The sequence below is a fragment of the Amycolatopsis sp. NPDC102522 genome, assembly GCF_055584485.1.
In genome coordinates this window covers 58,513-81,132 of record NZ_JBVJLY010000023.1, presented here as the reverse complement: position 1 = coordinate 81,132, position 22,620 = coordinate 58,513, and the positions used below count along the sequence as shown (strand labels likewise).

Sequence of the window (22,620 nt, the reverse complement as noted above, 5' to 3'; positions counted from 1 at the left end):
AGGTGTTCGGCTCCGAAGAGGACCTAGGTCCTGCCGGGAATTCTCGCTACGGTGACGCCATGTTCTCGTCCCGTGCCGTGCTCGCCGTCCTGCTCGCCTGTGTCGTCGGCGCGGCGGCCGCCCCCGCCGCCTCGGCGGCCCCCGCCTCTTCGCCGGTCCCTGTCGTGTTCGACGGCGACTCCGATTTCGCGGACATCGCGACGCTCGCGTACCTCTGCCAGGCGCACAAACAGCACCGCATCGACCTGCGCGCGGTCACCGTCACCAACAACGGCGCCGGAATCCCCGGGCGCGGGCTGACCCACGTGCGGACCGCCCTCGGGAAATGCGGCCTCTCCGGCATTCCGGTCGCCGACGGTTCCGACACCGGGGTGAACCCGATGCCCGCAGACAGCCGCGCCTGGACCGAAAGCATCCTCAACGGCGCCCTCGGCGACGCGGGCGTACCGGATCGTCCGTCACGGGTCCGGGCGTCGACGCTGCTGGCCGCGACGGTGCTCACGTCCGCCAAGCCCGTCGTCGTGATCGCGACCGGCCCGCTCACCAATGTCGCGAAGGCGATGGACGTTCCCGGTGTGGCGCAACGGATCTCACGGCTGGCGGTGATGGGCGGCGCGTTCGACGTCCCGGGCAACGTGTTCGGCCCCGACGCGGCGAAGTTCGACGGTACCCAAGAGGTCAACATGTGGCTCGACCCCGCTTCGGCGGACAAGGTCTTCGCCGGGATCCGCCGGGTGGACATCGTCCCGCTCGACGCCACGAACGACGTCCCCATCACACCGTCCTATGTGGAGCGTCTGGGCAAGGAAGGGCGGACCGCGGAAGCGAAACTGGTGCACGACATCGTCACGCAGCCCGATCTGGCGCCGTACGTCCAGGACGGGTCGGCGTTCTGGTGGGACGCGCTCGCGTCGTCCGAGGTGTTCGACGCCGTGAGCCCGGTCAAGCTGCGGCAGGCGAAGGTCGACGTGCGGCAGGACGGCGCCGCGGCGGGCCGTACTTACGTGACGCCGAAGGGAACTTCGCAGTACGTCGGCTACGACGCGGACTCTGCGTTGTGGGAGAACGGCTTCCTGAAGATGCTCAACGGCTAGGCGCGGAGTCCGGCGATGAGGACGCCGACCATCCGGCGCGCGTCGTAGCGGGGATCGTTGCCGGCGCCGATGCAGAGGTTCCCGACGCCGCGCATGACCTCGATCGCCTGCAGGTCCGAGCGGATCTCGCCGGCCTCCGCCGCGGCGTCGAGCAACCGGGCGCAGACGGGCAGGAGGGTGTCGAGGAAGTAGGTGTGCAGCGTCTCGAACCCGGCGTTGTCGGACTGCAGGACCGCCGCCAGACCGTGTTTGGTGACCAGGAAATCGACGAAGAGGTCGATCCAGCGCCGTAACGCCTCGTACGGGGAATCGTTCGCCGCCAGCAGTTCCGGCCCGGCCGCGGCGCACGCGTCGACCTGGTGCCGGTAGACGGCGACGATGAGGTCGGCCCTGGTCGGGAAGTGCCGGTAGATCGTGCCCATCCCGACACCCGCCTTGGCCGCGATGTCGCGGACCGGCGCTTCGACGCCCGAGGTGACGAAGACGGCGGCGGCCGCGTCGAGCAGGGTCTTCTCGTTGCGCCGGGCGTCCGCGCGTTTGCCTTTGGTGCCCTCTTCACTCATCACGCCACTCCTCCACCTGCACGGGTTGCCAAGCGGAACAATGCTCCGTATCGTTAGCGGAGCATTGTTCCGCTTGCTTATCTTGCCATGGAGGACACCGTCATGCAGTACCGCACCTTGGGCAGGACCGGTGTGCAGGTCAGCACCCTCGCGCTCGGCGCGATGAACTTCGGCGCGATCGGGCGCACCACCCAGGACGAGGCCACCGCCATCGTCGACGCCGCGATCGAGGGCGGGATCAACGTCGTCGACACCGCCGACAGGTACAGCGACGGCGAGTCGGAGAAGATGGTCGGCAAGGCCATCGCCGGCCGTCGCGAAGACCTCGTGCTGGCCACGAAGGCCGTCTTGCCGATGGGCGACGAACGCAACCACCAGGGCGCCTCACGCCGATGGCTGGTCACCGAACTGGACAACAGCCTGCGCCGGCTCGGCGTCGACCACGTCGATCTCTACCAGATCCACCGCTGGGACCCGAAGACCGGCGACGAGGAGACGCTTTCCGCGCTGACCGATCTGCAGCGCGCGGGAAAGATCCGCTACTTCGGTTCGTCGACCTTCCCCGCGTACCGGATCGTGCAGGCCCAGTGGGCCGCCCGCGAACACCACCTGAGCCGGTACGTCACCGAGCAGCCCGGCTATTCGATCCTGCAGCGCGGCATCGAAACGCAGGTGCTGCCCGTGACCGAGGAGTACGGGATGGGCGTGCTGGTGTGGAGCCCGCTCGCTTCGGGCTGGCTGTCCGGCGCGGTCCGGGAAGGCCGGGAGATCAAAACAAATCGTTCGGCCGTCCTGCCGCAGCGTTTCGACCTGGCCCGGCCCATCAACCAGGCCCGGCTCGAAGCCGTCGAGCGGCTGGTCAAGGTCGCCGACGAGGCGGGGTTGAGCCTGATCCAGCTCGCGCTGGGCTTCGCCGTCGCGCATCCGGGCGTGACGAGCGCGATCATCGGGCCGCGCACGCTGGAGCATCTGGAGTCGCAGCTCGCCGCCGCGGACACGGTGCTCTCGGCGGACGTCCTCGACGCGATCGACGAGATCGTCGCCCCGGGCACCGATCTCGCGCCGGAGGAGAAGCACGACACCCCGCCCGCACTGCTCGACGCTTCGCTGCGGCGGCGCTGACGTTCAGGCGAGCAGTTTGTCCAATTTGGCGCGGACCCTGTCGAGGTCTTCGCTGTACTTGAGCACCGAACCGAGGGTCCGCGCGCCGGCCGTGGCGTCCAATTCGGACATTCCCAGCGCGAGGAGCGCCTGAGCCCAGTCGAGGGATTCCGCCACCCCGGGCGGCTTCAGCAGCTCCATCTCGCGGAGCCGGTGCACGGCCGTCGCGACCTGCGCCGCGAGCCCTTCGCCCAGGTCCGGGATCTTGCGGCGCAGGATCTCGATCTCGCGGCCGAGGTCCGGATGTTCGAGCCAGTGATAGAGGCAGCGGCGCTTCAGCGCGTCGTGCACCTCCCGGGTCCGGTTGGAGGTGAGCACCACGAGCGGCGGATGCTCGGCGCGCACCTCGCCGAACTCGGGGATCGTCACCGCGTTCTCGTCGAGGAGTTGCAGCAGGAAGGCTTCGAACTCGTCGTCGGCCCGGTCGATCTCGTCGACCAGCAGTACGCACGGCGCGGTCTGCAACGCCTTCAGCAGCGGCCGGGAGAGCAGGAAACGTTCGGTGTAGAGGGATTGTTCGGCGGCCTCGACATCGAGGCCGCCGTCACCGGCGGCTTCCAGCGCCCGCAGATGCAGCAGCTGCCGGGGGAAGTCCCATTCGTACAGTGCCTGCGCCGCGTCGATCCCCTCGTGACACTGGAGGCGGATGAGCGGCAGGCCGAGCGCTTCGGCCAGTCCCAAGGCGAGCGAGGTCTTGCCGGTACCCGGTTCGCCTTCGCAGAACAGCGGGCGGCCGAGCCGCAAGGCGAGGAACCCGGCCGTGGCGATGCCGTCGTCGGCGAGGTAGCCGACCGATTCGAGGGCTTCGGCCAGTTTCTCCGGCGATTCGACGGTCACGTCCCGATCGTAAGCCTCGGGGAGCCGGAGATCAGCCTGGAAGATCCTCGCGGCGGTCCACGTCGTGTCCGGTGCCGAGGTCGCCGCATTCGACGAGCCGCAGATCGGGGCGGTCCTTGAGCCAGTCCCGCGCGCCCTTGTCCCCGGACGCGCTCGCCACGATCTCCGGCCACCAGCGGCGGCCGAGCACGACGGGATGACCGGGGACACCGTCGTAAGCGGCACGCGCGACGGTGTTCTCGTCTGCCCCAGTCGCGACCCTGCGCACCACTTCGGCACCGACCCCGGGCAGGTCCACGAGATGCACGACGGCGGCCTCGGCTCCTGTCGCTTCCAAGGCCCTCAGTCCCGCGCGCAGCGACGCGCCCATGCCGGACTCCCAGTCTTCGGCCACGACGGCGGCCTCGGCGGCGGGCAGGAGCGCGCGGACTTCGTCGGCCGAAGCACCCAGCACCACCCGGACCGGTGTGCAGCCCGCGTCGGTGAGCACCCGCAGCGCCCGGACGACGAGCGGCTCACCGTCAAGGACGGCCAGCGCCTTCGGCCCGCCGAACCGGCGCCCGGCCCCGGCCGCGAGCAGCAATCCGGCGGTCTCAGCCATGTCTCGCCTTGGTCGGCGGCGCCGAAGCCAGATCGGTCTCGATGGCGCGTGCCGCTTCGAGCAGCGACGGCAGCAGTTCGTGCTCGACGGACTCGGGTGTCGTGCGGCTCGCGTGGGTGGAGAGGTTGACCGCGGCGACGACCTTGCCCCGCCTGTCCCGGATCGGCGCGGCGATCGAGCGGAGGCCCTCTTCGAGTTCTTGGTCGACCACCGCGTATCCCTGCCGGTAGACCCGCTCCAACTCGGCGATCAGGTCTTTTTGCCTGGTCAGCGTGTGCGCGGTCAGTTTCTCGAGCTTGGCCGCGTCGAAGTAGCCGTGCAGGTCTTCGCCTTCGAGGTCGGCCAGCAGAACGTGCCCCATCGACGTCGCGTGGGCCGGGAAGCGGGTGCCGACGTTGATGCTGACGGTCATGATCCGCGAAACGGCCACGCGCGCGACGTAGACGATGTCCAGCCCTTCGAGCACGGAGACCGAACTCGACTCGTGCACCCTGGCGGACAGCCGTTCGAGATGCGGCTGGGCGACCTCCGGCAGAGACAGGCTCGACAGGTACGAGTAGCCGAGTTCGAGGACCCGCGCGGTGAGCGAGAAGTACTTGCCGTCCGTGCGGACGTACCCCAGGTCGACGAGGGTGAGCAGGAACCGGCGGGCGGCCGCCCTGGTCAGCCCGGTGGAGCGGGCGACGTCGCTCAGCGTGAGTTCCGCCGCCTCCGCGTTGAACGCCTTGATCACGGCCAGTCCGCGTTCCAGAGACTGGACATGGTGCGCTCCGCGCTCGGTCACCTCGCCTTCGTCCATAGGAGAACCCTAACCTTCACCCTCTTCCTTGGCGGCAGGCTCACCGAGTTCGGCCAGTACCCGCTGTGCCACGGCGAACGCCGCGTTGGCTGCCGGGGCGCCCGTGTAGACGGCGGTGTGCAACAGCACCTCGGAGATCTCCTCGGCGGTGAGTCCATTGTGGACCGCTGCCCGGACGTGCATCGCGAGTTCGTCGTGGGCGTGCAGCGCGGTGAGCGTGGCCAGCGTGACGCAGCTGCGGGTCTTGCGGTCGAGCCCGTCGCGCGACCAGACCGAACCCCAGGCGCCCCGGGTGATGTAGTCCTGGAACGGTCGGCTGAACTCGGTGGTGCGGGCCACCGCCCGATCGACGTGCGCGTCGCCGAGGACTTCGCGGCGCACCCTCATGCCGGTCTCGTAGGGGTCTTCACTCATCGAGCGACCTCCAGATGTTCGAGGATGAGCGCGGTGAATCGCTCCGGCTGTTCGAAACTCCCCAAGTGTGCGGCGCCTTCGACGACCGCGAGCCGCGCGTCCGGGATACCGCCCGCGATCACCTCGGCGTGCTCGACCGGGGTCGCCGGATCCTCGGCTCCGGCGATGACCAGTGTCCGCGCCTCGATCTTGGGCAGGTCGCCGACGAGGTCCATCCGTTCGATGGCCTGGCAGGACGCCGCGTATCCCTCGGCGGGGACGGCGGCGATCATCTCGCGCAGGAAGGCGGCCTGCTCGGGATACGCGGCGACGTGGCCAGGGGTGAGCCAGCGGCCGACCCCGGCTTCGGCGACCGCCGCGGTGCCGCTCTCGCGGACCGTTTTCGCCCTGTCCGCCCACATGCTCGGCGGCCCGAGCTTCGCGGACGTGCAGCAGAGCACGAGGCTCTCGATCCGGTCCGGCGCGTGCACGCCGAGCCACATCCCGGTCATGCCGCCGAGCGAGAGCCCGACGATGTGGGCACGTTCGACACCGTGCTCGTCGAGCAGCGCGAGCAGATCGCCGCCGAGGTCTTCGAGCGTGTACGGCCCGGGCGGCACCGGGGACGCGCCGTGCCCGCGACTGTCGTAGCGGATCACCCGGAAACCCTGCTCTACCAAGGGTTTCACCTGTGGCTCCCACATGCGGTGATCACTGCCGAGCGATCCGCTGAACACCACGACAGGACCGTCCGCGGGTCCTTCCGCGATGCTGTGCACCGTCACCGGCTCGGACATCGAAAAGCTAGACATCGAAGAACACCGTCTCCCCCTCGCCCTGCAGCCGGACGTCGAACCGGTAGCCCTCGTCCGTCTTGGTGGCGATCAAGGTGCCCCGGCGGGCCTCCGGGACCGAAGCCAGCACCGGATCCTGGGAATTGTCGTTGTCCTCGAAGTAGATCCGGGTGACGACGCGGTGCAGGAGACCGCGGGCCAGCACCGAGACGTCGATGTGCGGCGCCTGTGTGCTGCCCGCCGGACCGGGAAGCGAGCCGGGCATGATCGTCCGGATCCCGTAGTTGCCGCCAGGATCGGTCGGGCAGCGCCCGAAGCCCCGGAACCCGCTCGCGACCGCTCCGCGCGGGTCGTCGGGGTGGTCGAACCGGCCGTCGGCGTCGGCCTGCCAGGTCTCGATCATCGCGTCCGGGACCGGTTCGCCCGCACCGTCGAACACCCGGCCGTGGACGCGGATCGCGGCCGGTTCGCCCGCGGGGACGACGTCCGGCCCGTCCGGCCAGGGCAGGCCGATGGACAGGTACGGGCCGACCGTCTGGGAAGGCGTCGTCTCCGGCATCAGTGCTCGTCCTCCTCGTCTTCGAAGACCGACGCCTCGCGGCCGCGCACGACGATGTCGAACTGGAAGGCCAGCGCCCACTCGGCTTCGGTGCGGTCCAGGTCGAATCGCGCGATCATCCGCTGCCGCGCCTTCTCGTCCGGGATGGAGTTGAAGATCGGGTCCTGCGAGAACAGCGGGTCTTCCGGGAAGTACATCTGGGTGACCAGCCGCTGGGTGAACGCGCTGCCGAAGACGGAGAAGTGGATGTGCGCCGGCCGCCAGGCGTTGTCGTGGTTCTTCCACGGGTACGCGCCCGGTTTGATGGTGGTGAAGGTGTAGCGCCCCTCGCCGTCTGTCAGCGTCCGGCCCGCGCCGTCGAAGTTGGGGTCGATCGGCGACGGCCAGCGGTCCAAGGTGTGCCGGTAGCGGCCGCCCGCGTTCGCCTGCCAGACCTCCACGAGCGAATCCCGGATCGGCCGCCCGTCACCGTCGAGCAGCCGTCCGGTGACGATGATCCGCTGCCCTTGCGGCTCCCCCGGATGTCCCTGGGTGAGGTCGTTGTCGAACTCGCCGATCCGCCTCGGCCCGAGCGCGGGACCGGTGACCTCGGTCAGCAGGTGCGGGAGCACGATCAGCGGCTCCTGGGGGTGCCGCAGCGCCGTCGACCGGTAGCCGGCGTGGTCGAGCGGTGGATGCGTCCCTTCCGGATCGCGCCGGTAGCGCGGGAGCCTCAGTTCTGCGGACATGGTGTTCCCTCCAGCGCGGGTCAGTGGGTCACTGGGCTTCGAGGACGACGGCCAGCCCCTGGCCGACGCCGATGCAGATCGCGGCCAGTCCCCACCGGCCGCCGGTGCGGCGCAGGTGATGGGCCAGCGTGCCGAGGATCCGGCCGCCGGAGGCGCCCAGCGGATGCCCGATCGCGATCGCGCCGCCGTTCACGTTGACGATCTCCGGATCGAGCTTCGACCAGTCACGCAGGCAGGCCAGCGACTGCGCGGCGAACGCCTCGTTCAGTTCCACCGCCGCCAGGTCTTCCCAGCCGATCCCGGCGCGCTCCAGGGCGATCTCGGCCGCGCGGACCGGGCCGATGCCGAAGACGTCGGGGTCGACACCCGCCGCGCCGCGGCCGGCGATCCGGGCCAGCGGCGCCTTGCCGAGCCGTTTCCCTGCCGCCTCGTCACCGAGCAGCAGCGCGGAAGCGCCGTCGTTCAGCGGCGACGCGTTCGCGGCCGTGACCGTCCCTTGTGGACGGAAGACGGGCTTGAGCTTCGCGAGCTTCTCTGTGCTGGAGCCCGGCCGGATGCCTTCGTCACGAGTGAGTTCGACGCCTTCGACGGGGACGACGTGGTCGTCGTAGAACCCCTCGTCCCAGGCGCGGGCGGCGTTGACGTGACTGCGCACGGCGAACGCGTCCTGCTCGTCACGGCCGATGCCGTAGCGCTCGGCGAGCAGCTCGGTGGACTCGCCGAGCGAGACCGTCCACTGCTCCGGCATCTCCGGGTTGACCATGCGCCAGCCCAGCGCGGTGGAGTACAGCGTCTGGTTGCCTGCGGGGAAGGCCTTCTCCGGCTTCTGCATGACCAGCGGCGAACGGCTCATCGACTCGACCCCGCCCGCCACGGCGAGCGACGCGTCGCCGACCTGGACCGACCGGCTCGCCTGCATGACCGCGTCGAGGCCGGAGCCGCACAGCCGGTTGACCGTGGCACCTGGCACGGTCGTCGGCCAGCCGGCCAGCAGCGCCGCCATCCGCGCGACGTTGCGGTTGTCCTCGCCCGCGCCGTTGGCGTCACCGAGCACGACCTCGTCCACGGTGGCCGGGTCGAGGTCGTTGCGCTCGGCCAGTGCCCGCAGCACGGTGGCGGCGAGGTCGTCCGGGCGGACCCCGGACAGGGCGCCGCCGTACTTGCCGAACGGGGTCCGGATGGCGTCGAACAGGAAGACGTCGGTCATGCGCTCGCCCTTTTGAGGTCTCGGAGGATGCGGAGTTCTGCCTCGGTCGGCGCCGGGGTGGTCCCCAGGTCGCCGGACACCTTCAGTTTCCACCCGGTCGCCTCGACGACCTGATCGACGGCGACCCCGGGGTGCAGTTCGGTGAGCGTGAGCTCGGCGGTCTCGGGGTCGGGGCGCATCAGGCCGAGGTCGGTGACCACCAGCGTCGGCCCGGCGCCGGGCAGGCCGAGCCGCTCGCGGTCGCCCTTTCCGGTGCCATGACCGAACGATGTCACGAAGTCGACCTTCTCGACGAACGTGCGGGTGCTCTGCCGCAGCACCACGAACACCTCGCGGCAGGACGCGGCGATCTCCGGCGCCCCGCCCGCCCCGGGCAGGCGCACCTTGGGGTTGGCGTAGTCGGGGCCGATGACGGTGGTGTTGATGTTGCCGAACTTGTCCAGCTGGGCGGCACCGAGGAAGCCGACGTCGATCCGGCCCGGCTGGAGCCAGTAGTTGAAGACCTCGGGGACGCTGACCAAAGCGTCCGCGGTGTCGGCGAGTTCGCCGTCGCCGATGGACAGCGGGAGCCTGGTCGGTTTGGCGCCGAGACAGCCGGATTCGTAGATCAGCGTCAGGTTCGGCGCGTGCCCGCGGCGGGCCAGGTTGGCGGCCGTGCTGGGCAGGCCGATGCCCACGAAACAGGACATCCCGTCGCCGAGCGCGCGGGCGGCGGCGACGCTCATCATCTCGTCGGAGGTGTACCCGGTCATGCCTTCACTCCCGTCAGCTCGTCGAGCCAGCGGGTGAAGCTCTCCCTGTCCCGGCCGATCGCGTCCCATGCCTGGTAGGCGTCGTTGTCCCGTTCGTAGTACCCCGCCGCGTACGACGGCTTCGCACCGCCGGGCACCTCGGCGACGGCGGTGACCGCCCACGAGGGCAGCACGATCGCGCCCGGCCGGGGCTCCAGTTCGTCCACGACCTCCTCGACGGTGACCAGCGAACGCTTCGCCGCCAACACCGCTTCCTTCTGCACGCCCGTGATCCCCCGGATCTGGACGTTCCCGGACCTGTCGGCGCGCTGGGCGTGCACGATCGTCACGTCCGGGTTGAGGGCGGGGACGGCGGCGAGCAGCTCACCGGTGAACGGGCAGGTGATGGGCTTGATCGTGTCCGTCTGAGCGGGCAGATCGGTGCCGGTGTAGCCGCGCAAGACGGCGAACGGCAGCCCCGAAGCACCGGCGACGTACCGATTCGCCATGCCCGCGTGACTGTGTTCCTCTATTTCCAGGGGTACCGGCCACGAATGCTGGACAGCGTCGCGGAAGCGGTGCAGTGAGCCGACACCGGGATTGCCGCCCCAGGAGAAGATCAGCTTGCTCGCGCAGCCCGCGCCGATGAGCTGGTCGTAGACGATGTCCGGGGTCATGCGGACCAGCGTCAGGCCGGTGCGGCGCTGACGGATGATCTCCTGGCCCGCGGCCACGGGAATGAGGTGCGTGAAGCCCTCGAGCGCGACGATGTCCCCGTCACGCACCAGCCGCGCCACGGCCTCCTTCAACGACAGAAGCTCCGCCATCCGCACTCCCGGCTTGTCGCATTGTTCGTATTGCGCACACGTGTTCTTCATATGAACATAGCACAGGAGCTCCAGTTGCGGCATCCACGACAGGAAGGCAGGTCCGGCCAGTGTCGACAGTGCACACGTGACGATGAAGGAATTGGGACACTCAACGTCCCAATTCCTTCATCGTCGATCTAAGCGCCTACTGAGATCGGCGCCCTCGTGCAGGTCAGCGGCAAGAAGGTCGCCGGCCTCCCGTGATTCGGCTCAGCTGATCCCGCTGCCGGGCGGGAACCATTCGACAGCCTTGAAATCCCCGGTCTCGACCCGTTCGAAGGTCGCGCTGCTCATACAGGGCGGCACGACGAACTCGCGGTCCGGATCAGGCCCCCGGCTATAGCCGACCCTGTCACGCTTGCCGTTGTCGTACACCGACATCCCGACCCTGCGGTCCTTGAGACCCGGGACGTTCGTGTCCTCGACGATGCCGGTGACCACGGCGACCGGGCCGCCGACGACCAGACAGTCGAGGACCGTCGCGGCACCGACTGCCGCAAGTTCTCGTGATCGGTTCATTTCCCACCCCTGGAATTCCCTGGTCGCGGAACCTTTCCGCACTCCGACCATCCCGCGGCGCCCGGCCGTGACGACTCCCCCGCACAGGGGAAGCACCTCCCTCATACCGGGGATCTCTCAGGTTTGGGATACCAACTGCCGCACACTAGGCTGAGGGGGTGACCTCGACGATCGCGGTGACCCGGTGGATCCCCGACGAAGCGCTGAAAGTGCTCGCCGAAGCCGGGGAGGTGAAACTGTCGCGCGCCGACAGGCCGCTGACGCCGGACGAGCTGCACGAGTTCGTCCGGGGCGCGTCCGCGATCGTCGGCATGCTGCACGACCGGATCGACGGCGCGGTCGCCGACGCGGCGGGCCCGGACCTGAAGGTCGTGGCGAACGTGGCCGTCGGCTACGACAACGTCGACGTCGCGGCGCTGTCAGGCCGCGGGATCACCGTCACCAACACGCCCGGCGTGCTCACCGACGCGACAGCGGATCTGGCCTTCGGGCTGATCCTCGCGGTCACGCGACGGCTCGGCGAGGGCGAACGACTGCTCCGCTCGGGCACCCCGTGGTCGTTCCACCTGGGGTTCCTGCTCGGGGCCTCGCTGCAGGACAAGACGCTCGGGATAGTCGGCCTCGGCCAGATCGGGCAGGCGGTCGCACGGCGAGCGCTCGGTTTCGGCATGCGGATCGTCTACTCAGGACGGTCACGGGCCGCCGAAGACGTCGAGAAGACCTTGGGCGCGAAATATGTGCCCTTCGAAGAACTGCTGGAAAGCTCCGACGTCGTTTCGCTGCACTGCCCCCTGACGCCGGAGACCAGGCACCTCATCGACGCGGACGCGCTGAGGTCGATGAAACCCGGCGCGTACCTGATCAACACCACACGCGGTCCCGTCGTCCACGAAGCGGCGCTGGCGGACGCGCTCGAAGCCGGGGAGATCGCCGGAGCGGGCCTCGACGTGTTCGAGGCCGAGCCCGAGGTCGAGCCGCGCCTGCTCGATCGCGAAAACGTCGTCTTGACGCCGCATCTCGGATCGGCGACGGTCGAGACCCGTACTGCCATGGCCGTGCTCGCGGCCGAGAACGTCGCGTCGGTGCTCACCGGCGGAAACCCGCTGACGGAGGTTCGTCCATGACTCGTGTGGTCATCGCGCCCGACAAGTTCAAGGGAAGCCTGACCGCGGTCGAGGCCGCGGAGGCGATCGCCCACGGCGTCCGCGACGCGCTGCCCGAGGCCGAGGTCTCCTCCTGCCCGGTCGCCGACGGCGGCGAAGGAACGCTCGACGTCCTCGTCGCGGCGGGCGGGCACCTCGTGGAACTTCCGGTCCGCGGGCCGCTCGAAGACACCGTCGACGCGCGCTACGTGATGCTGGACGGAACGGCCTACATCGAGTCGGCCCGCGCGTGCGGGATCGAGTTCGTCGAGCCGAGCCCGGGAGTGGCGCTCGCCGCGCACACCTGGGGCGTCGGCGAACTCCTCGCGCACGCGCTCGACAACGGAGCGCGGCGGCTGGTCCTGACCGTCGGCGGGACCGCGAGCACCGACGGCGGCGCCGGGATGCTGGCGGCGCTGGGCGCCGGCGTGTTCGACGCGTTCGGCGCACCGGTCGGACTCGGCGGCGGCACGCTGGGCCGCGTCGCTTCGGCCGAACTCGGCCCGGTGCGGGAAAGGCTCGGCTCCGTCGAGGTCGCCGTCGCCACCGACGTGACGAACCCGCTGCTCGGCTCTCGTGGCGCGGCCGCGATCTTCGGCCCGCAGAAGGGAGCGGGCCCGCGCGAGGTCGAGCAGCTGGACGAATCCTTGTCCCGCTGGGCGCAGGCGTTACGGAACGCCGGGACTCCCGACGTCTCCGACCTTCCCGGAGCGGGGGCCGGCGGCGGGGTCGCCGCCGGCGCGATCGCGGGACTCGGCGCGACGGTCGAATCCGGCTTCCAGCTCATCGCCGGGCTCACCGGGGTCGCGGACGCCATCGAACGCGCCGACCTCGTCATCACCGGTGAGGGCTCGCTGGACGAGCAAAGTCTCGACGGCAAGGCTCCGGCGGGTATCGCGGACCGCGCGCGGGAACACGCGGTACCGCTGATGGTGCTGGCCGGACGGATCCAGCTGGACGAGAGCCAGCTCGCCGGCCTCGGGGTCGTGGGCAGCGCCGCCCTGATCGACCACGCGCCTTCGCTCGACCACGCGCGTACGCACGCGGCGAAGCTCTTGCGCGAACGGGCCGGCGAGCTGGTCCGTGCCTGGGCCCGGACTTGAAGCCTGAACCCGCCGGGCTCAGCTGCCAGGCTGGGGCTGAGCCTGCGGGAGTACGGCGAAAGCGACTTCACCGGTCTCGTCCTGCTGGACGTCGAGCACCTTGTCGTCGAGCAACGCGGCCGCTTCGGGCTCCAAAAACACCTTCGGGCCGCCGTCTGCGCCGAGTACCTTGTCGCCGCTTTCCGGCTCGGGCGTGACGGAAACCGCGAGCTGGGGACTGTCCCCCTGCTGGGAATGCATCGCGAACCGCAGTCCGCCTCCGTCTTGCCCGTTTTCCTGCCCGGTCAGTGCTGTGATCGCCTCGGCGGCGGCTTCGGTGACTGTCAGCATCTCTGCCCTTCCTTCGTCGCGGTCTTGCACCTGACCGACCACGCTAGGGGGTCGCGCCATGGCCTGCCGTCTGAGTGAAGATCATTTTTCGCCGACGTCCGGCTCCTCTTCGGCCAGCCTCATGGCGTGCGACTCCCCCTCGCGGATCTCCGCGGGCGTGGTCCCGAACCGGTCGGCCCCGCTCCAGTGCTCCGGTGGTTCGACACCTTCTTCGAGCGGGTCGACGCGGAGTTCGTCCTCGTCGAGCGCCTCGCTGGGATTCAACGTTTCCGGCTCTGCCGTCTCACGGTCGCTCATCGGCCGCTCCCTCCTCGTCGGACGTTGTCCGGGGCGTGCTGTACTCGACCCGGTTCCCGTGGCGTACCCGGCGTCTTCGCAGGCCAAACGGCGACGCTGTCGCCGGGATCACATTTTCTCAGGTAGTTCATTAGCTTCACAAGTTTGTGAAACGGGGTAGCGTCGTCGGTATGACCACCACCAGGTGGGCGCCAGGGCACCGGATCATCCGGCGCGCGCCGGAACGACACCACGAGCTCGGCCACCACGCCGCTTGGTACGTCGTGGCCGGTGTCGTGGCCACCGGCCTGCAAGCGGTGCTGTTCCTTCTTCTGCAACCGATCCTCGGCCCCCAGGTGGCCAATCTGGTCGCGCTCGCGGTCACGACCGTCGGGAACACCGAGTTCCACCGCCGGGTCACCTTCGCCACCCGGAAGAGTCATGCGGGCAAACGGCACTTCCAGGACCTGGTGACGTTCGCCTTCTACGCCGTGTACGGCTCGATCGTGCTCGCGTCCCTCGACGCGGTGATCACCGAGCCGACCGCGCTGGAACAGACCGGTGCCCTGCTCGCGGCCAGCGTCGTGGGCGGCATCGCGCGCTTCGCGGTTCTTCGCTGGTGGGTCTTCGCGCGTCGCAAGGCTTAGTGTTCGTGGCGTGGCAGAGATCAACGGACCGCACGACGGCGGTTCGGAACCCGATTACCGATTCACCCTCGCCAACGAACGGACCTTCCTCGCCTGGCTCCGGACGGCGCTGGGCCTGCTCGCCGGCGGCGTCGCCGTCCATCAGCTGGTCCCCGGCCCGACCGCGCTGAGCACCGTGCTCGCGGGCCTGTGCGTCGTACTGGCCGCCGTGCTCGCGGCGAGCGCGTACCCGCGCTGGCGGCAGGTGCAGACGGCGATGCGCGCGGGGCGGCCGCTGCCGAAGAGCGGGATGCTGATCCTGCTGACCGCCGGGATCCTCGCGATCACCCTGACGGCCGCGGCCTTGGTGGTCTTCTCATGAGTTCGACTGATCACGGAGCGCAAGCGGAACGGACCGGGCTGGCCTGGCGCCGGACGGCGCTCGCGGCTACCGCCTGCACACTCCTGCTTTTGCACGCGGCCGCTCGCCGAGGTTGGGGAACGACGGTCGTCCCGGTCGTGTTCGCGGGCGCCATGGTGATCACCTTGGTCGCCATCGGTTCGTTCCGTGAACGAGCACTGCGCAGGCCCGAAACCCCGAAACCCCTTAACCCGATCCTTGCTGTCACAACGGCGGCACTCGTCGTAGCGACCGCGGTCGCCTTGGTCGCGGTACGCTAAGTGCCGCGCACATGCTGCGATCACCGAGGCCCTTTTCGCGACGCAGAGTCTCGGTTGTATTAAGCCGACTCCGTCTAATGGGCTATCTCTAGTTGAAATCTTTACTGCCGTCCGATCGACGCCTACGATTACGCTGCGTCGCAACGGCGGTAGGTGGATCTGATCTTACGGAGCACCTGCCGCCCTCAATCGTTACGGAGTGTTGACCCCTCGACAGCGACGGTCGCAGGGTCGGCCGGGGAGGACGACCATGCAAGCAACTTCAAGCGCGTCCAGAACCGTCACCCCCGATGCGGTCCCCGGATACACGACTCCGGAGAACCTGCCTCGACCGGGCGGACGGCTGACGAAAGAGGACCTCGATCCTCTCGTCAAGGACGCGGGCGACGGGAATCCCGCCGCGATCCAGTCACTGCTGCGGATGATCGGCCCCGTCGTGGTCCGGTACTGCCGCGCCAGAATGGGCGGCCGCGACCTGTCCTACCTGTCGGCGGACGACGTCGCGCAGGAAGTGTGCATGGCGGTGCTCAAGGCATTGCCGGGCTATCAGGATCGCGGTGGCTCGTTCCTTTATCTCGTGCACGCGATCGCCGCCAACAAGGTCGCCGACGCCTACCGTTCGGTCTCCCGTGACCGGTCGGAGCCGGTACCGGAACTGCCGGAACGGCCCATCGGCGACAACGAACCCGAAACGCACGCCCTGCACCTGGACCTCGGTGCCCGGCTGAGCCGCCTGCTCTCCACCCTGCCGCGAGTACAGCAGGAGATCCTCGCCCTCCGTATCGCCGTCGGCCTTTCCGCCGCCGAGACCGCCGAGGCGCTGGGCATCTCCGCCGGCAACGTGCGTGTGACGCAGCACCGCGCACTGGCCCGCTTGCGGACGATGGTCAAGCAGGACGAATTCTGATCTTGTTTCCCCCTGTCGCAGGTCGTTGATCGGCGGCTCTCAGGCGCCCGGACCCCGCGCCGCCCACCTTCTTCTTCGAACCGGCTTCGCGCCGGTCCTTTGTCATACCCGAACTCTCGTGCTCACGAGAGCCGGTACGCACGCCGCGCGGTGTGCTCGAAGAACTCCAGCCGCTCAGCGTCGCTCAACGAGCCCGTCAGCGAGAACGCCGTGTCCACGACGACCTCGTACGCGGCCGCGAGTTCGCAGACCGGCCAGTCCGAGCCGAACATCAGCCGCGAAGCCCCGAAGGACTCCAGCACGTGCTCCGCCCAGCGCGCCAGCTGCCCGACCTTCCACCGCGCCCAGTCCGCCTCGGTCACCAGCCCCGAGAGCTTGCAGTACACGTTGTCCAGCTCGCCCAAGGCCGCGACACCGTCCGCCCACGGCTGCCAGTCCCCCGAGGAGATCGGCGGCTTCGCGGCGTGGTCGAGCACGAAAACCTGATCCGGCAACGCTTTCGCCGCGGCGAGTGCCGCGGGAAGCTGGGGCGGTTTCACCAGCAGGTCGTACGCCAGCCCTGCCTCGCCGAGAGCGGCGAGACCACGCAGGACGTCGGGCCGCGTCAGCCAAGACGGGTCTGGCTCGTTCTCCACCTGATGCCGGATTCCCACCAGTGGACCGGAAAACGCGGCCACGCGCTCGGCGACGTCAGGGGCGGCGAGGTCGGTCCAGCCGACCACGCCCACGATCGGCGGTTCGGCCTGAGCGGTGGCGAGGAACTCGCGCGTCTCCTCCTCCGACGAGACCGTCTGCACCAACACGGTCCCCTTCACCCCGGCCGCTTCGGTCACCGCGCGGAGATCGTCCACTGTGTACGGACGGCGGATCGGTTCCAGCGCCGTGCCCGTCATCCACGGGTAGTCCCGCCGCGACGGGTCCCAAAGATGGTGGTGCGCGTCGATCACGGCCGGTCCTCCTGTCGCAGCACGGTGTCCTCACGCAACAGTCCCGCACGGATCAGGTCCGTCCACAACTCGCGCGGCACCGGCCGCCGGAACCGTTCGGCGTTGAGCCGGACCTGGCCGGGATCGTGCGCGCCGACGACGACGGACACCACGGCCGGATGCGCGGCGGGCAAACCGAGCGCGGCCTGCGGGAGTTCGACACCGTGCCGCTCGCAGATCTCGGCGATCCGCTGGGCCCGCTCGACCAGTTCGGCCGGAGCCTCGGCGTAGTCGTACATCGTGCCCGGCGAAGCGGTGGCGAGGATCCCGGCGTTGAACGCGCCACCCACCACCACGTCCACCCCGCGTTCCGTGCACAGCGGGAGAAGATCGTCGAGAGCGGGCTGGTCGAGCAGGGTGTACCGGCCCGCCAGCAGGATCACGTCGAGATCGAAGCGGCGGACGAATTCCGAGAGCATCGGCGCCTGGTTCATCCCGGCGCCGATGGCGTCGACGACCCCCTGCTCCCGCAGTTCGAGCAGCGTGGGGAACGCGCCGTTGACGGTGTCCTCGAAATGTTCGTCCGGGTCGTGCACGTAGACGACGTCCACCCGGTCGAGCCCGAGGCGTTCCAGGCTGTCCTCAAGCGACCGGAGGATCCCGTCGCGGCTGAAGTCCCAGCGGCGTTTGTAGGCGGCGGGAACGACGAAGCCCTGGGAGTCGGTGCGCGACGCACCGCCGGGATCGGGCTCCAGCACCCGGCCGACCTTCGTCGACACCACGAAGTCCGCGCGGGGATACGCCGAAAGCGCCGCGCCCAGCCGTCTTTCCGACAGCCCGAGACCGTAGTGCGGCGCGGTGTCGAAATACCGGATGCCTTCGTCCCACGCCTGCCGGACGGTCGCTTCGGCCGTCTCGTCGGCGATGGCGTGGTACAGGTTGCCCAGCTGCGCGCAGCCGAGCCCCAGTGGGGACAGGGAGATCTTCACGGAAGCTCCCAAACCAGGCCGAGACCCGAATCGCCGCCCGAGTAGTCGTCTTCGACGTCGAGCAGTTCCGACATCCGCGCCTGCCACGGAATGTTGGCCGGATGCTCGCGCAGGACCTCGCGCATCTTCGCGTAGTCCTCCACCTCCACCACGTGGAACAGGTCGAGACCGTCACGCCAGATCCGCCACGAACGCACGCCCGCACCACGCAGGGCTTCGTCCAGGTCAGGCGGGATGACGGCGTGGACCGACTCGTATTCGGCCTCCTTGCCCGGCTTCAACCGGGTGTGGAGTGCCACTCTTTGTAGTGCGACACCGTGGGTCACCGCGCCTCCTCAACTCGAAACATGGCACTCTGTCAACTGACACTCAAACATCCGAGGTCTTCGGGGAGGGCGGTGGAACATGCCGGTCACCGATGTCGCGATCGACAAGATCAAGGACATGATCATCTCCGGCGAGCTTGCTCCTGGCGACAGGCTGCCGAAAGAGGCCGAACTGGCCCAACGGCTCGGCCTGTCCCGCAGCTCGCTGCGCGAAGCGGTGAAGGCGTTGTGCCTGATCCGCGTGCTCGACGTCCGCCAGGGCGACGGAACGTACGTCACCAGCCTCGAACCGAATCTCCTCCTCGACGCGATGACGTTCGTGGTGGACTTCCACCGCGACGACACCGTGCTGGACTTCCTCGCCGTCCGCCGGATCCTCGAACCGGCGGCGACGGCGTTGGCCGCGATGCACATGGGCGACGAGGACATCGCGGAACTAGGCCGCCTGCTCGACGAACTCGCCGACTCGCCGACGGTGGAGGCGCTGGTCGCGAACGACCTGCAGTTCCACCGCAAGATCGCGGACGGCTCCGGCAATCCGGTGCTGTGCTCGCTGCTGGACAGCCTGTCCGGCCCCACCGCGCGCGCCCGCATCTGGCGTGGGCTCACCCAGGAGGGCGCGGTCGCGAAGACCCGCGAGCAGCACACGGCGATCTACGAGGCCATCGCCGCCCGCGAACCCGAACTCGCGCGTTCCTGGGCCACCGTGCACGTGGCGGGGGTGGAGCAGTGGCTCCGCAACGCCCTCGGCACGGCGGACGACGCTGTGCCTCCTGACGCGCGCTGAAGTCTCCGTCGGGCGCGGGGCGCCCTTGGGGAGACCGAGTGGTTCCGTCGGCAACGTCGACTCCCCTTTCACGTCTGGGCTTTTCCGCTCGCATAGCGCGAGATGATCAACGCGACCAGGATGATCACGCCGTAGATCGCCTTGAGCCACTCGGGCGGCACCTGCGCGACCTGCAGCAGGTTGGTGACCGTCTGCAGGAGCAGGACGCCGGTGAGTGCCCCGACCAGCGTGCCCTTCCCACCGTCCAGGGAGACACCGCCGATCACCGCAGCGGCGAAAACCTGCAGGATCAGCCCATCGCCCTGATCCGCGCCGAGCGCGCCGACGTAACCCGTGTACGCGAGCCCGCCGAGCGCGGCCAGCACACCGGCCACGACGAACACGCCCCACGAGATCCGGTCGACGCGGATACCCGCGGCCCGCGCGGCTTCCCGGTTCCCGCCGATGGCGTAGAGCGACCGGCCGATCCGGTGATACCGGAGCCCCAGGCCGAAAGCGGTGAACAGCGCCGCGGCCAGCCACACCGACATCGGCAGCCCGACGAACGTCGTCGTCGCCAGCGCGGTGAACACGTCCAGCTGGTCGAAGAGCGTCTTCCCCTGCGTGGATCCGATCTGCGTGCCGCGCAGCACCGTCAGCATCGCCAAGGTGACGATGAAGGCGTTCAGCTTCAGCTTGATGATCAGGAACCCGTTCACGAACCCGATCGCGGCACCGGCCACCAGCACGGCGAGGATGCCCGCGAAGCCGGGGATCTCGGTGCCGAAGCCCGAGGACGCCACCGGGATGACGAGCATCGCGCCGAGCGCGGGCGCCATGCCCATGGTGGATTCCAGCGACAGGTCGAACTTCCCGGTCAGCAGGACGAGTGATTCGCCCAGCACCACCATCGACAGCGCCGCCGAGGCGGACAGGATGCCGACGATGCTGCCGAAGGTCAGGAACGTGTCACTGATCAGTCCTCCGATGATCAGCACCACGACGAGCGCCGGCACCAGGGCGAGTTCGCGCAGCCAGCGGAACTTCCGGCGGCGCGGCGGGGCCGCGAACGACGAAGTCTTCGGATCGGTCATCAACTCGGTCACCGCTCGACTCCTTCGATGTCGGCCACGAGGTCGCCGTCGGACCAGCCTGCCCGGTGTTCGGCGACCACGGCGCCGGCGCGCAGCACCAGTACCCGGTCGCTCAGGCGAAGATCGTCCAGCTCGTCGCTGACGATCAGCACCGCCTTGCCCTCGGCCCGCACCCGGTCGACGACCGCGAGCAGTGCCTCCTTCGATTTCACGTCCACGCCCGCCGTCGGATTGATCAGCACGACCAGGCGCGGATCCCCGGCCAGCGCGCGGGCCAGGACGACCTTCTGCTGGTTGCCCCCGGAAAGGTCGGACACCGGCTGGTCTGCGTCGGCCGCGACGATGTCGTAATCCGTCAGCGCCTTGGCGGCCCGCCCGTATCGCGCGCCCGGCGACGCGAGGCCACCCTTGCCCATACGGTCCAAAATGGACAGTGTGGCGTTGTCCGCGATCGAGTGTTCGAGGACGAGTCCTTCGTGATGCCGATCTCTCGGCACACAGCCGATCCCGGCGCGGATCGCGGCCGGGATGTCACCGCGCTTCAGCGGCTTCCCGTCCATCCGGATCGTGCCGGCGATCGGCGAACGCAGTCCGTACACGGTTTCGGCGACCTGGTGCTTGCCGCTGGCGTTGCTGCCCGCGAGCCCGATCACCTCACCGCGGTGGATCCGGAACGTCACGTCCTCGAAGCCGTCACCGGAAAGCCCGTCGACGGCCAGCACCTCGGCGGCGTCCGGAGCGAGCGCCTCACGCGTCGAGGCGTCACGGACGGAAAGCCCGCCCTGCTCACCGGTCATCGCGTCGATCAGCTCGGCGCGGCCGACTTCCGAGACCGGCGCTGTCAGGATGTGCTTGGCGTCGCGCAGCACGGTGACCGCCTGGCACACCTCGTACACCTCGTGGAGGTGATGCGAGATGAACAGGAACGTCACCCCGTTCGCCTGCATCTGGCGCATCCGGTCGAAAAGCCGCTCGATCGCCTGGCTGTCCAGTTGCGCCGTCGGCTCGTCGAGCACGATGAACCGGGCGCCGTAGGAGAGCGCCCTGGCGATCTCGACGAACTGCCTGTCCTCGACCGAAAGTTCGCCCGCCAGGGTGTCGACGTCGACACCCACGTCCCAGGAGTCGAGCAGTTCCCTGGCCTCGCGGCGCAACCGCTGCCAGCCGATCGCGAAACCCTTGCCGGACTGCCGATTGAGGAACAGGTTCTCCGCGACGGTCAGCTGCGGGACGACCATCGCGTGCTGGTAGACACAGGCGACGGCGCGTTTCCAGTCGTCCTGTTTGGACAAGGGCGGCGCGGGGACGCCGCCGAACTCGACCGACCCGGTATCCGTTTTGGACAGTCCGGTGAGGATCGAGACCAGCGTCGACTTCCCCGCGCCGTTGCGCCCGACGAGCGCGTGCGACTCGCCGGGGTTGACGGTGATGCTGACGTCGGACAGCGCCACGGTCGGGCCGTAGCGTTTGCCGACGCCCTGTGCGCTGACCACCGGCACGGCGGCGGACCCGGCGGGCAGCGCGCTCACAGGTTGTTCCCCCACAGGGCCTTGTCGTCCACGTTGTCCTTGGTGACGACAGGCGCGGGAAGCTGGTCTTCGAGGATCCCGGGCCGGACCTCGACGATCGTGCTGCCGTGGTCGGTCGGCCCGGCCTTGAAGGTCTCCCCCGCCATCGCCTTCTTGACCCAGTACATGCCGTACTTGGCGTAGTCGTCGGCGGGCTGGGAGACGGTCGCGTCGAGTTCGCCCGCGCGGATCGCGGCCAGTTCCTGCGGGATCCCGTCGTTGCTGACCAGCACGACGTGCTTCGGGTCACCGACCGGGAAGTAGAGGTTCTTGCGTTTGAGCGCCTGCTGCGTCGGCGCCAGGTAGACACCGCCCGCCTGCATGTACACGGCCTTGATGTCCGGGTTGGCGGTCAGCAGACTGTCCAAACCGGACGAAGCCTTGTCCGCCTTCCATTCGGCGGCGACCTCCAGCACCTGTACACCCGGGAACTTCGCCTTCATGCATTCCCGGAACGCTTCGGAACGGTCGCGGCCGTTGACCGAGGCGAGATCGCCCATGACCTGCACGACCTTGCCCGACGTGACCTTCGCGCCGATCGCCTCGCAAGCCTTGGTGCCGTACGCCTTGTTGTCCGCGCGCACCACCATCGCGACCTTGCCGCTCTCGGGCGCGACGTCGACAGCCACGACCGGGACACCCTTGTTCTCCGCGGCCTTGAGGCCCGCCACGACGGCCGCGGAGTCCAGCGGCGTCACGACAAGACCCTTGACGCCCTGGTTGAGCAGGGTGTTGACGTCGGTGATCTGCTTCGCCGAGTCGCTGTCCGCGTTGACCGTCGGCAACGCGTCAACGCCCTGTTCCTTCGCCTTCAACGGTACGTAGTTGTTGTAGGCCTGCCAGAACGGCGAGGTCAGCAACGGGATCGTCGCGCCGACCTTGCCGCCTTGCGCTCCACCGGCACCCGGTTTCGGAACGTTGTCCTTCGTGGACCCACAGGCCGACAGGGCCAGCCCGAGCGCGGTGGCCGCGGCGGCCACCTTGATCACCCTCGTACGCACCGCATCCTCCTTGATGACAGCCGGAACCGG

General features: G+C 69.1%; 28 protein-coding genes and 1 pseudogene. 9 read left to right on the top strand and 20 right to left on the bottom strand.

What is annotated here, in order from left to right:
• The first annotated feature begins 59 nt into the window (after positions 1-59).
• On the top strand, positions 60-1,094 hold the full coding sequence (locus ACZ6YV_RS36040; RefSeq protein ID WP_465513867.1) for a nucleoside hydrolase: 1,035 nt from the start codon (positions 60-62) through the stop codon (positions 1,092-1,094).
• On the opposite strand, the gene ACZ6YV_RS36035 is transcribed toward ACZ6YV_RS36040, so the two are convergent.
• A complete protein-coding gene (locus ACZ6YV_RS36035; protein ID WP_465513866.1) occupies positions 1,091-1,657 on the bottom strand; it encodes a TetR/AcrR family transcriptional regulator in 567 nt (188 codons plus the stop codon). The two genes, ACZ6YV_RS36040 and ACZ6YV_RS36035, sit on opposite strands and share 4 nt — an antisense overlap.
• A gap of 102 nt (positions 1,658-1,759) precedes the next feature.
• On the opposite strand from ACZ6YV_RS36035, the gene ACZ6YV_RS36030 reads away from it, so the two are divergent.
• Positions 1,760-2,779, top strand: a complete 1,020-nt coding sequence (locus ACZ6YV_RS36030) for an aldo/keto reductase (RefSeq protein WP_465513915.1) — start codon at positions 1,760-1,762, stop codon at positions 2,777-2,779.
• A gap of 3 nt (positions 2,780-2,782) precedes the next feature.
• Here ACZ6YV_RS36030 and ACZ6YV_RS36025 read toward each other — a convergent pair whose 3' ends face one another.
• From ACZ6YV_RS36025 to ACZ6YV_RS35975, 11 genes are all read right to left on the bottom strand, one after another.
• Complete coding sequence (locus ACZ6YV_RS36025; protein WP_465513865.1) at positions 2,783-3,655, bottom strand: AAA family ATPase; 873 nt, start codon at positions 3,653-3,655, stop codon at positions 2,783-2,785.
• 31 nt (positions 3,656-3,686) lie between these two features.
• Positions 3,687-4,256 carry a nucleotidyltransferase family protein gene (locus tag ACZ6YV_RS36020; protein WP_465513864.1) on the bottom strand — a complete coding sequence of 190 codons (570 nt, stop codon included), beginning with the start codon at positions 4,254-4,256 and terminating at the stop codon, positions 3,687-3,689.
• A complete protein-coding gene (locus ACZ6YV_RS36015) occupies positions 4,249-5,055 on the bottom strand; it encodes an IclR family transcriptional regulator domain-containing protein (protein ID WP_465513863.1) in 807 nt (268 codons plus the stop codon). Before ACZ6YV_RS36015 ends, ACZ6YV_RS36020 begins: the two co-directional genes overlap by 8 nt.
• Positions 5,056-5,064: 9 nt before the next feature.
• A complete protein-coding gene (gene pcaC / locus ACZ6YV_RS36010) occupies positions 5,065-5,469 on the bottom strand; it encodes a 4-carboxymuconolactone decarboxylase (RefSeq protein WP_465513862.1) in 405 nt (134 codons plus the stop codon).
• Positions 5,466-6,245, bottom strand: coding sequence for a 3-oxoadipate enol-lactonase (gene pcaD, locus ACZ6YV_RS36005; protein WP_465513914.1), 780 nt, complete (start codon positions 6,243-6,245; stop codon positions 5,466-5,468). Before pcaD ends, pcaC begins: the two co-directional genes overlap by 4 nt.
• A 7-nt stretch (positions 6,246-6,252) precedes the next feature.
• Entirely contained in the window at positions 6,253-6,801 is a 549-nt protein-coding gene (gene pcaG / locus ACZ6YV_RS36000; RefSeq protein WP_465513861.1) for a protocatechuate 3,4-dioxygenase subunit alpha, read from the bottom strand.
• Positions 6,801-7,529: a protocatechuate 3,4-dioxygenase subunit beta gene (pcaH, locus tag ACZ6YV_RS35995; protein ID WP_465513860.1), complete on the bottom strand. Its 729-nt coding sequence runs from the start codon at positions 7,527-7,529 to the stop codon at positions 6,801-6,803. The genes pcaG and pcaH overlap by 1 nt, the downstream gene beginning before the upstream one ends.
• 28 nt (positions 7,530-7,557) lie before the next feature.
• Positions 7,558-8,736: a thiolase family protein gene (locus tag ACZ6YV_RS35990; protein ID WP_378242947.1), complete on the bottom strand. Its 1,179-nt coding sequence runs from the start codon at positions 8,734-8,736 to the stop codon at positions 7,558-7,560.
• Positions 8,733-9,488, bottom strand: coding sequence for a CoA-transferase subunit beta (locus ACZ6YV_RS35985; protein WP_465513859.1), 756 nt, complete (start codon positions 9,486-9,488; stop codon positions 8,733-8,735). Before ACZ6YV_RS35985 ends, ACZ6YV_RS35990 begins: the two co-directional genes overlap by 4 nt.
• On the bottom strand, positions 9,485-10,294 hold the full coding sequence (locus tag ACZ6YV_RS35980; RefSeq protein ID WP_465513858.1) for a CoA transferase subunit A: 810 nt from the start codon (positions 10,292-10,294) through the stop codon (positions 9,485-9,487). Before ACZ6YV_RS35980 ends, ACZ6YV_RS35985 begins: the two co-directional genes overlap by 4 nt.
• Positions 10,295-10,546: 252 nt before the next feature.
• Positions 10,547-10,855 (bottom strand): hypothetical protein, encoded by a 309-nt coding sequence (locus ACZ6YV_RS35975; protein WP_465513857.1) that lies wholly within the window; start codon positions 10,853-10,855, stop codon positions 10,547-10,549.
• A 158-nt stretch (positions 10,856-11,013) separates the two neighbouring features.
• Here ACZ6YV_RS35975 and ACZ6YV_RS35970 point away from each other — a divergent pair, with 158 nt between their 5' ends.
• On the top strand, positions 11,014-11,979 hold the full coding sequence (locus ACZ6YV_RS35970) for a 2-hydroxyacid dehydrogenase (RefSeq protein WP_465513856.1): 966 nt from the start codon (positions 11,014-11,016) through the stop codon (positions 11,977-11,979).
• A complete protein-coding gene (locus ACZ6YV_RS35965) occupies positions 11,976-13,100 on the top strand; it encodes a glycerate kinase (RefSeq protein ID WP_465513855.1) in 1,125 nt (374 codons plus the stop codon). The genes ACZ6YV_RS35970 and ACZ6YV_RS35965 overlap by 4 nt, the downstream gene beginning before the upstream one ends.
• An 18-nt stretch (positions 13,101-13,118) precedes the next feature.
• On the opposite strand, the gene ACZ6YV_RS35960 is transcribed toward ACZ6YV_RS35965, so the two are convergent.
• Positions 13,119-13,430 (bottom strand): iron-sulfur cluster biosynthesis protein, encoded by a 312-nt coding sequence (locus tag ACZ6YV_RS35960; protein WP_378242938.1) that lies wholly within the window; start codon positions 13,428-13,430, stop codon positions 13,119-13,121.
• Positions 13,431-13,526: 96 nt separating this feature from the next.
• A pseudogene (locus ACZ6YV_RS35955) lies at positions 13,527-13,727 on the bottom strand (hypothetical protein); the annotation flags it as partial.
• Between the two features lie 170 nt (positions 13,728-13,897).
• On the opposite strand from ACZ6YV_RS35955, the gene ACZ6YV_RS35950 reads away from it, so the two are divergent.
• From ACZ6YV_RS35950 to shbA, 4 genes are all read left to right on the top strand, one after another.
• The gene (locus tag ACZ6YV_RS35950; protein WP_465513854.1) at positions 13,898-14,353 is read left to right on the top strand and encodes a GtrA family protein; all 456 of its coding nucleotides are present in this window, start codon (positions 13,898-13,900) and stop codon (positions 14,351-14,353) included.
• 10 nt (positions 14,354-14,363) lie between these two features.
• Positions 14,364-14,714, top strand: coding sequence for a YidH family protein (locus ACZ6YV_RS35945; protein ID WP_465513853.1), 351 nt, complete (start codon positions 14,364-14,366; stop codon positions 14,712-14,714).
• Positions 14,711-15,013, top strand: a complete 303-nt coding sequence (locus ACZ6YV_RS35940; protein ID WP_465513852.1) for a DUF202 domain-containing protein — start codon at positions 14,711-14,713, stop codon at positions 15,011-15,013. Before ACZ6YV_RS35945 ends, ACZ6YV_RS35940 begins: the two co-directional genes overlap by 4 nt.
• A gap of 250 nt (positions 15,014-15,263) precedes the next feature.
• Positions 15,264-15,920, top strand: coding sequence for an RNA polymerase sigma factor ShbA (shbA, locus tag ACZ6YV_RS35935; RefSeq protein ID WP_465513851.1), 657 nt, complete (start codon positions 15,264-15,266; stop codon positions 15,918-15,920).
• Between the two features lie 122 nt (positions 15,921-16,042).
• On the opposite strand, the gene ACZ6YV_RS35930 is transcribed toward shbA, so the two are convergent.
• Genes ACZ6YV_RS35930 through ACZ6YV_RS35920 form a run of 3 tightly spaced genes read right to left on the bottom strand, consistent with a single transcriptional unit; the run spans position 16,043 to position 18,134 of the window.
• The gene (locus ACZ6YV_RS35930; RefSeq protein ID WP_465513850.1) at positions 16,043-16,867 is read right to left on the bottom strand and encodes an amidohydrolase family protein; all 825 of its coding nucleotides are present in this window, start codon (positions 16,865-16,867) and stop codon (positions 16,043-16,045) included.
• Entirely contained in the window at positions 16,864-17,835 is a 972-nt protein-coding gene (locus tag ACZ6YV_RS35925; RefSeq protein WP_465513849.1) for an aldo/keto reductase, read from the bottom strand. Before ACZ6YV_RS35925 ends, ACZ6YV_RS35930 begins: the two co-directional genes overlap by 4 nt.
• Positions 17,832-18,134, bottom strand: a complete 303-nt coding sequence (locus ACZ6YV_RS35920; protein WP_378243032.1) for an L-rhamnose mutarotase — start codon at positions 18,132-18,134, stop codon at positions 17,832-17,834. Before ACZ6YV_RS35920 ends, ACZ6YV_RS35925 begins: the two co-directional genes overlap by 4 nt.
• Before the next feature lie 106 nt (positions 18,135-18,240).
• On the opposite strand from ACZ6YV_RS35920, the gene ACZ6YV_RS35915 reads away from it, so the two are divergent.
• Positions 18,241-18,948: a FadR/GntR family transcriptional regulator gene (locus tag ACZ6YV_RS35915; RefSeq protein WP_465513848.1), complete on the top strand. Its 708-nt coding sequence runs from the start codon at positions 18,241-18,243 to the stop codon at positions 18,946-18,948.
• Between the two features lie 68 nt (positions 18,949-19,016).
• On the opposite strand, the gene ACZ6YV_RS35910 is transcribed toward ACZ6YV_RS35915, so the two are convergent.
• From ACZ6YV_RS35910 to ACZ6YV_RS35900, 3 genes are read right to left on the bottom strand one after another with little or no spacing between them, the layout of a single operon-like run.
• The gene (locus ACZ6YV_RS35910) at positions 19,017-20,033 is read right to left on the bottom strand and encodes an ABC transporter permease (RefSeq protein WP_465513847.1); all 1,017 of its coding nucleotides are present in this window, start codon (positions 20,031-20,033) and stop codon (positions 19,017-19,019) included.
• Positions 20,030-21,550, bottom strand: a complete 1,521-nt coding sequence (locus tag ACZ6YV_RS35905) for a sugar ABC transporter ATP-binding protein (RefSeq protein ID WP_465513846.1) — start codon at positions 21,548-21,550, stop codon at positions 20,030-20,032. The genes ACZ6YV_RS35910 and ACZ6YV_RS35905 overlap by 4 nt, the downstream gene beginning before the upstream one ends.
• Positions 21,547-22,590, bottom strand: a complete 1,044-nt coding sequence (locus tag ACZ6YV_RS35900; RefSeq protein ID WP_465513845.1) for a sugar ABC transporter substrate-binding protein — start codon at positions 22,588-22,590, stop codon at positions 21,547-21,549. The genes ACZ6YV_RS35905 and ACZ6YV_RS35900 overlap by 4 nt, the downstream gene beginning before the upstream one ends.
• Positions 22,591-22,620: the final 30 nt, after the last annotated feature.

Coding starts and splice junctions, on each gene's coding strand:
- ACZ6YV_RS36040 (WP_465513867.1), top strand. CDS start 60: ATGTTCTCGTCCCGTGCCGTGCTCGCCGTCCTGCTCGCCTGTGTCGTC.
- ACZ6YV_RS36035 (WP_465513866.1), bottom strand. CDS start 1,657: ATGAGTGAAGAGGGCACCAAAGGCAAACGCGCGGACGCCCGGCGCAAC.
- ACZ6YV_RS36030 (WP_465513915.1), top strand. CDS start 1,760: ATGCAGTACCGCACCTTGGGCAGGACCGGTGTGCAGGTCAGCACCCTC.
- ACZ6YV_RS36020 (WP_465513864.1), bottom strand. CDS start 4,256: ATGGCTGAGACCGCCGGATTGCTGCTCGCGGCCGGGGCCGGGCGCCGG.
- ACZ6YV_RS36015 (WP_465513863.1), bottom strand. CDS start 5,055: ATGGACGAAGGCGAGGTGACCGAGCGCGGAGCGCACCATGTCCAGTCT.
- pcaC (WP_465513862.1), bottom strand. CDS start 5,469: ATGAGTGAAGACCCCTACGAGACCGGCATGAGGGTGCGCCGCGAAGTC.
- pcaD (WP_465513914.1), bottom strand. CDS start 6,245: ATGTCCGAGCCGGTGACGGTGCACAGCATCGCGGAAGGACCCGCGGAC.
- pcaG (WP_465513861.1), bottom strand. CDS start 6,801: ATGCCGGAGACGACGCCTTCCCAGACGGTCGGCCCGTACCTGTCCATC.
- pcaH (WP_465513860.1), bottom strand. CDS start 7,529: ATGTCCGCAGAACTGAGGCTCCCGCGCTACCGGCGCGATCCGGAAGGG.
- ACZ6YV_RS35990 (WP_378242947.1), bottom strand. CDS start 8,736: ATGACCGACGTCTTCCTGTTCGACGCCATCCGGACCCCGTTCGGCAAG.
- ACZ6YV_RS35985 (WP_465513859.1), bottom strand. CDS start 9,488: ATGACCGGGTACACCTCCGACGAGATGATGAGCGTCGCCGCCGCCCGC.
- ACZ6YV_RS35980 (WP_465513858.1), bottom strand. CDS start 10,294: ATGGCGGAGCTTCTGTCGTTGAAGGAGGCCGTGGCGCGGCTGGTGCGT.
- ACZ6YV_RS35975 (WP_465513857.1), bottom strand. CDS start 10,855: ATGAACCGATCACGAGAACTTGCGGCAGTCGGTGCCGCGACGGTCCTC.
- ACZ6YV_RS35965 (WP_465513855.1), top strand. CDS start 11,976: ATGACTCGTGTGGTCATCGCGCCCGACAAGTTCAAGGGAAGCCTGACC.
- ACZ6YV_RS35960 (WP_378242938.1), bottom strand. CDS start 13,430: ATGCTGACAGTCACCGAAGCCGCCGCCGAGGCGATCACAGCACTGACC.
- ACZ6YV_RS35950 (WP_465513854.1), top strand. CDS start 13,898: ATGACCACCACCAGGTGGGCGCCAGGGCACCGGATCATCCGGCGCGCG.
- ACZ6YV_RS35940 (WP_465513852.1), top strand. CDS start 14,711: ATGAGTTCGACTGATCACGGAGCGCAAGCGGAACGGACCGGGCTGGCC.
- shbA (WP_465513851.1), top strand. CDS start 15,264: ATGCAAGCAACTTCAAGCGCGTCCAGAACCGTCACCCCCGATGCGGTC.
- ACZ6YV_RS35915 (WP_465513848.1), top strand. CDS start 18,241: ATGCCGGTCACCGATGTCGCGATCGACAAGATCAAGGACATGATCATC.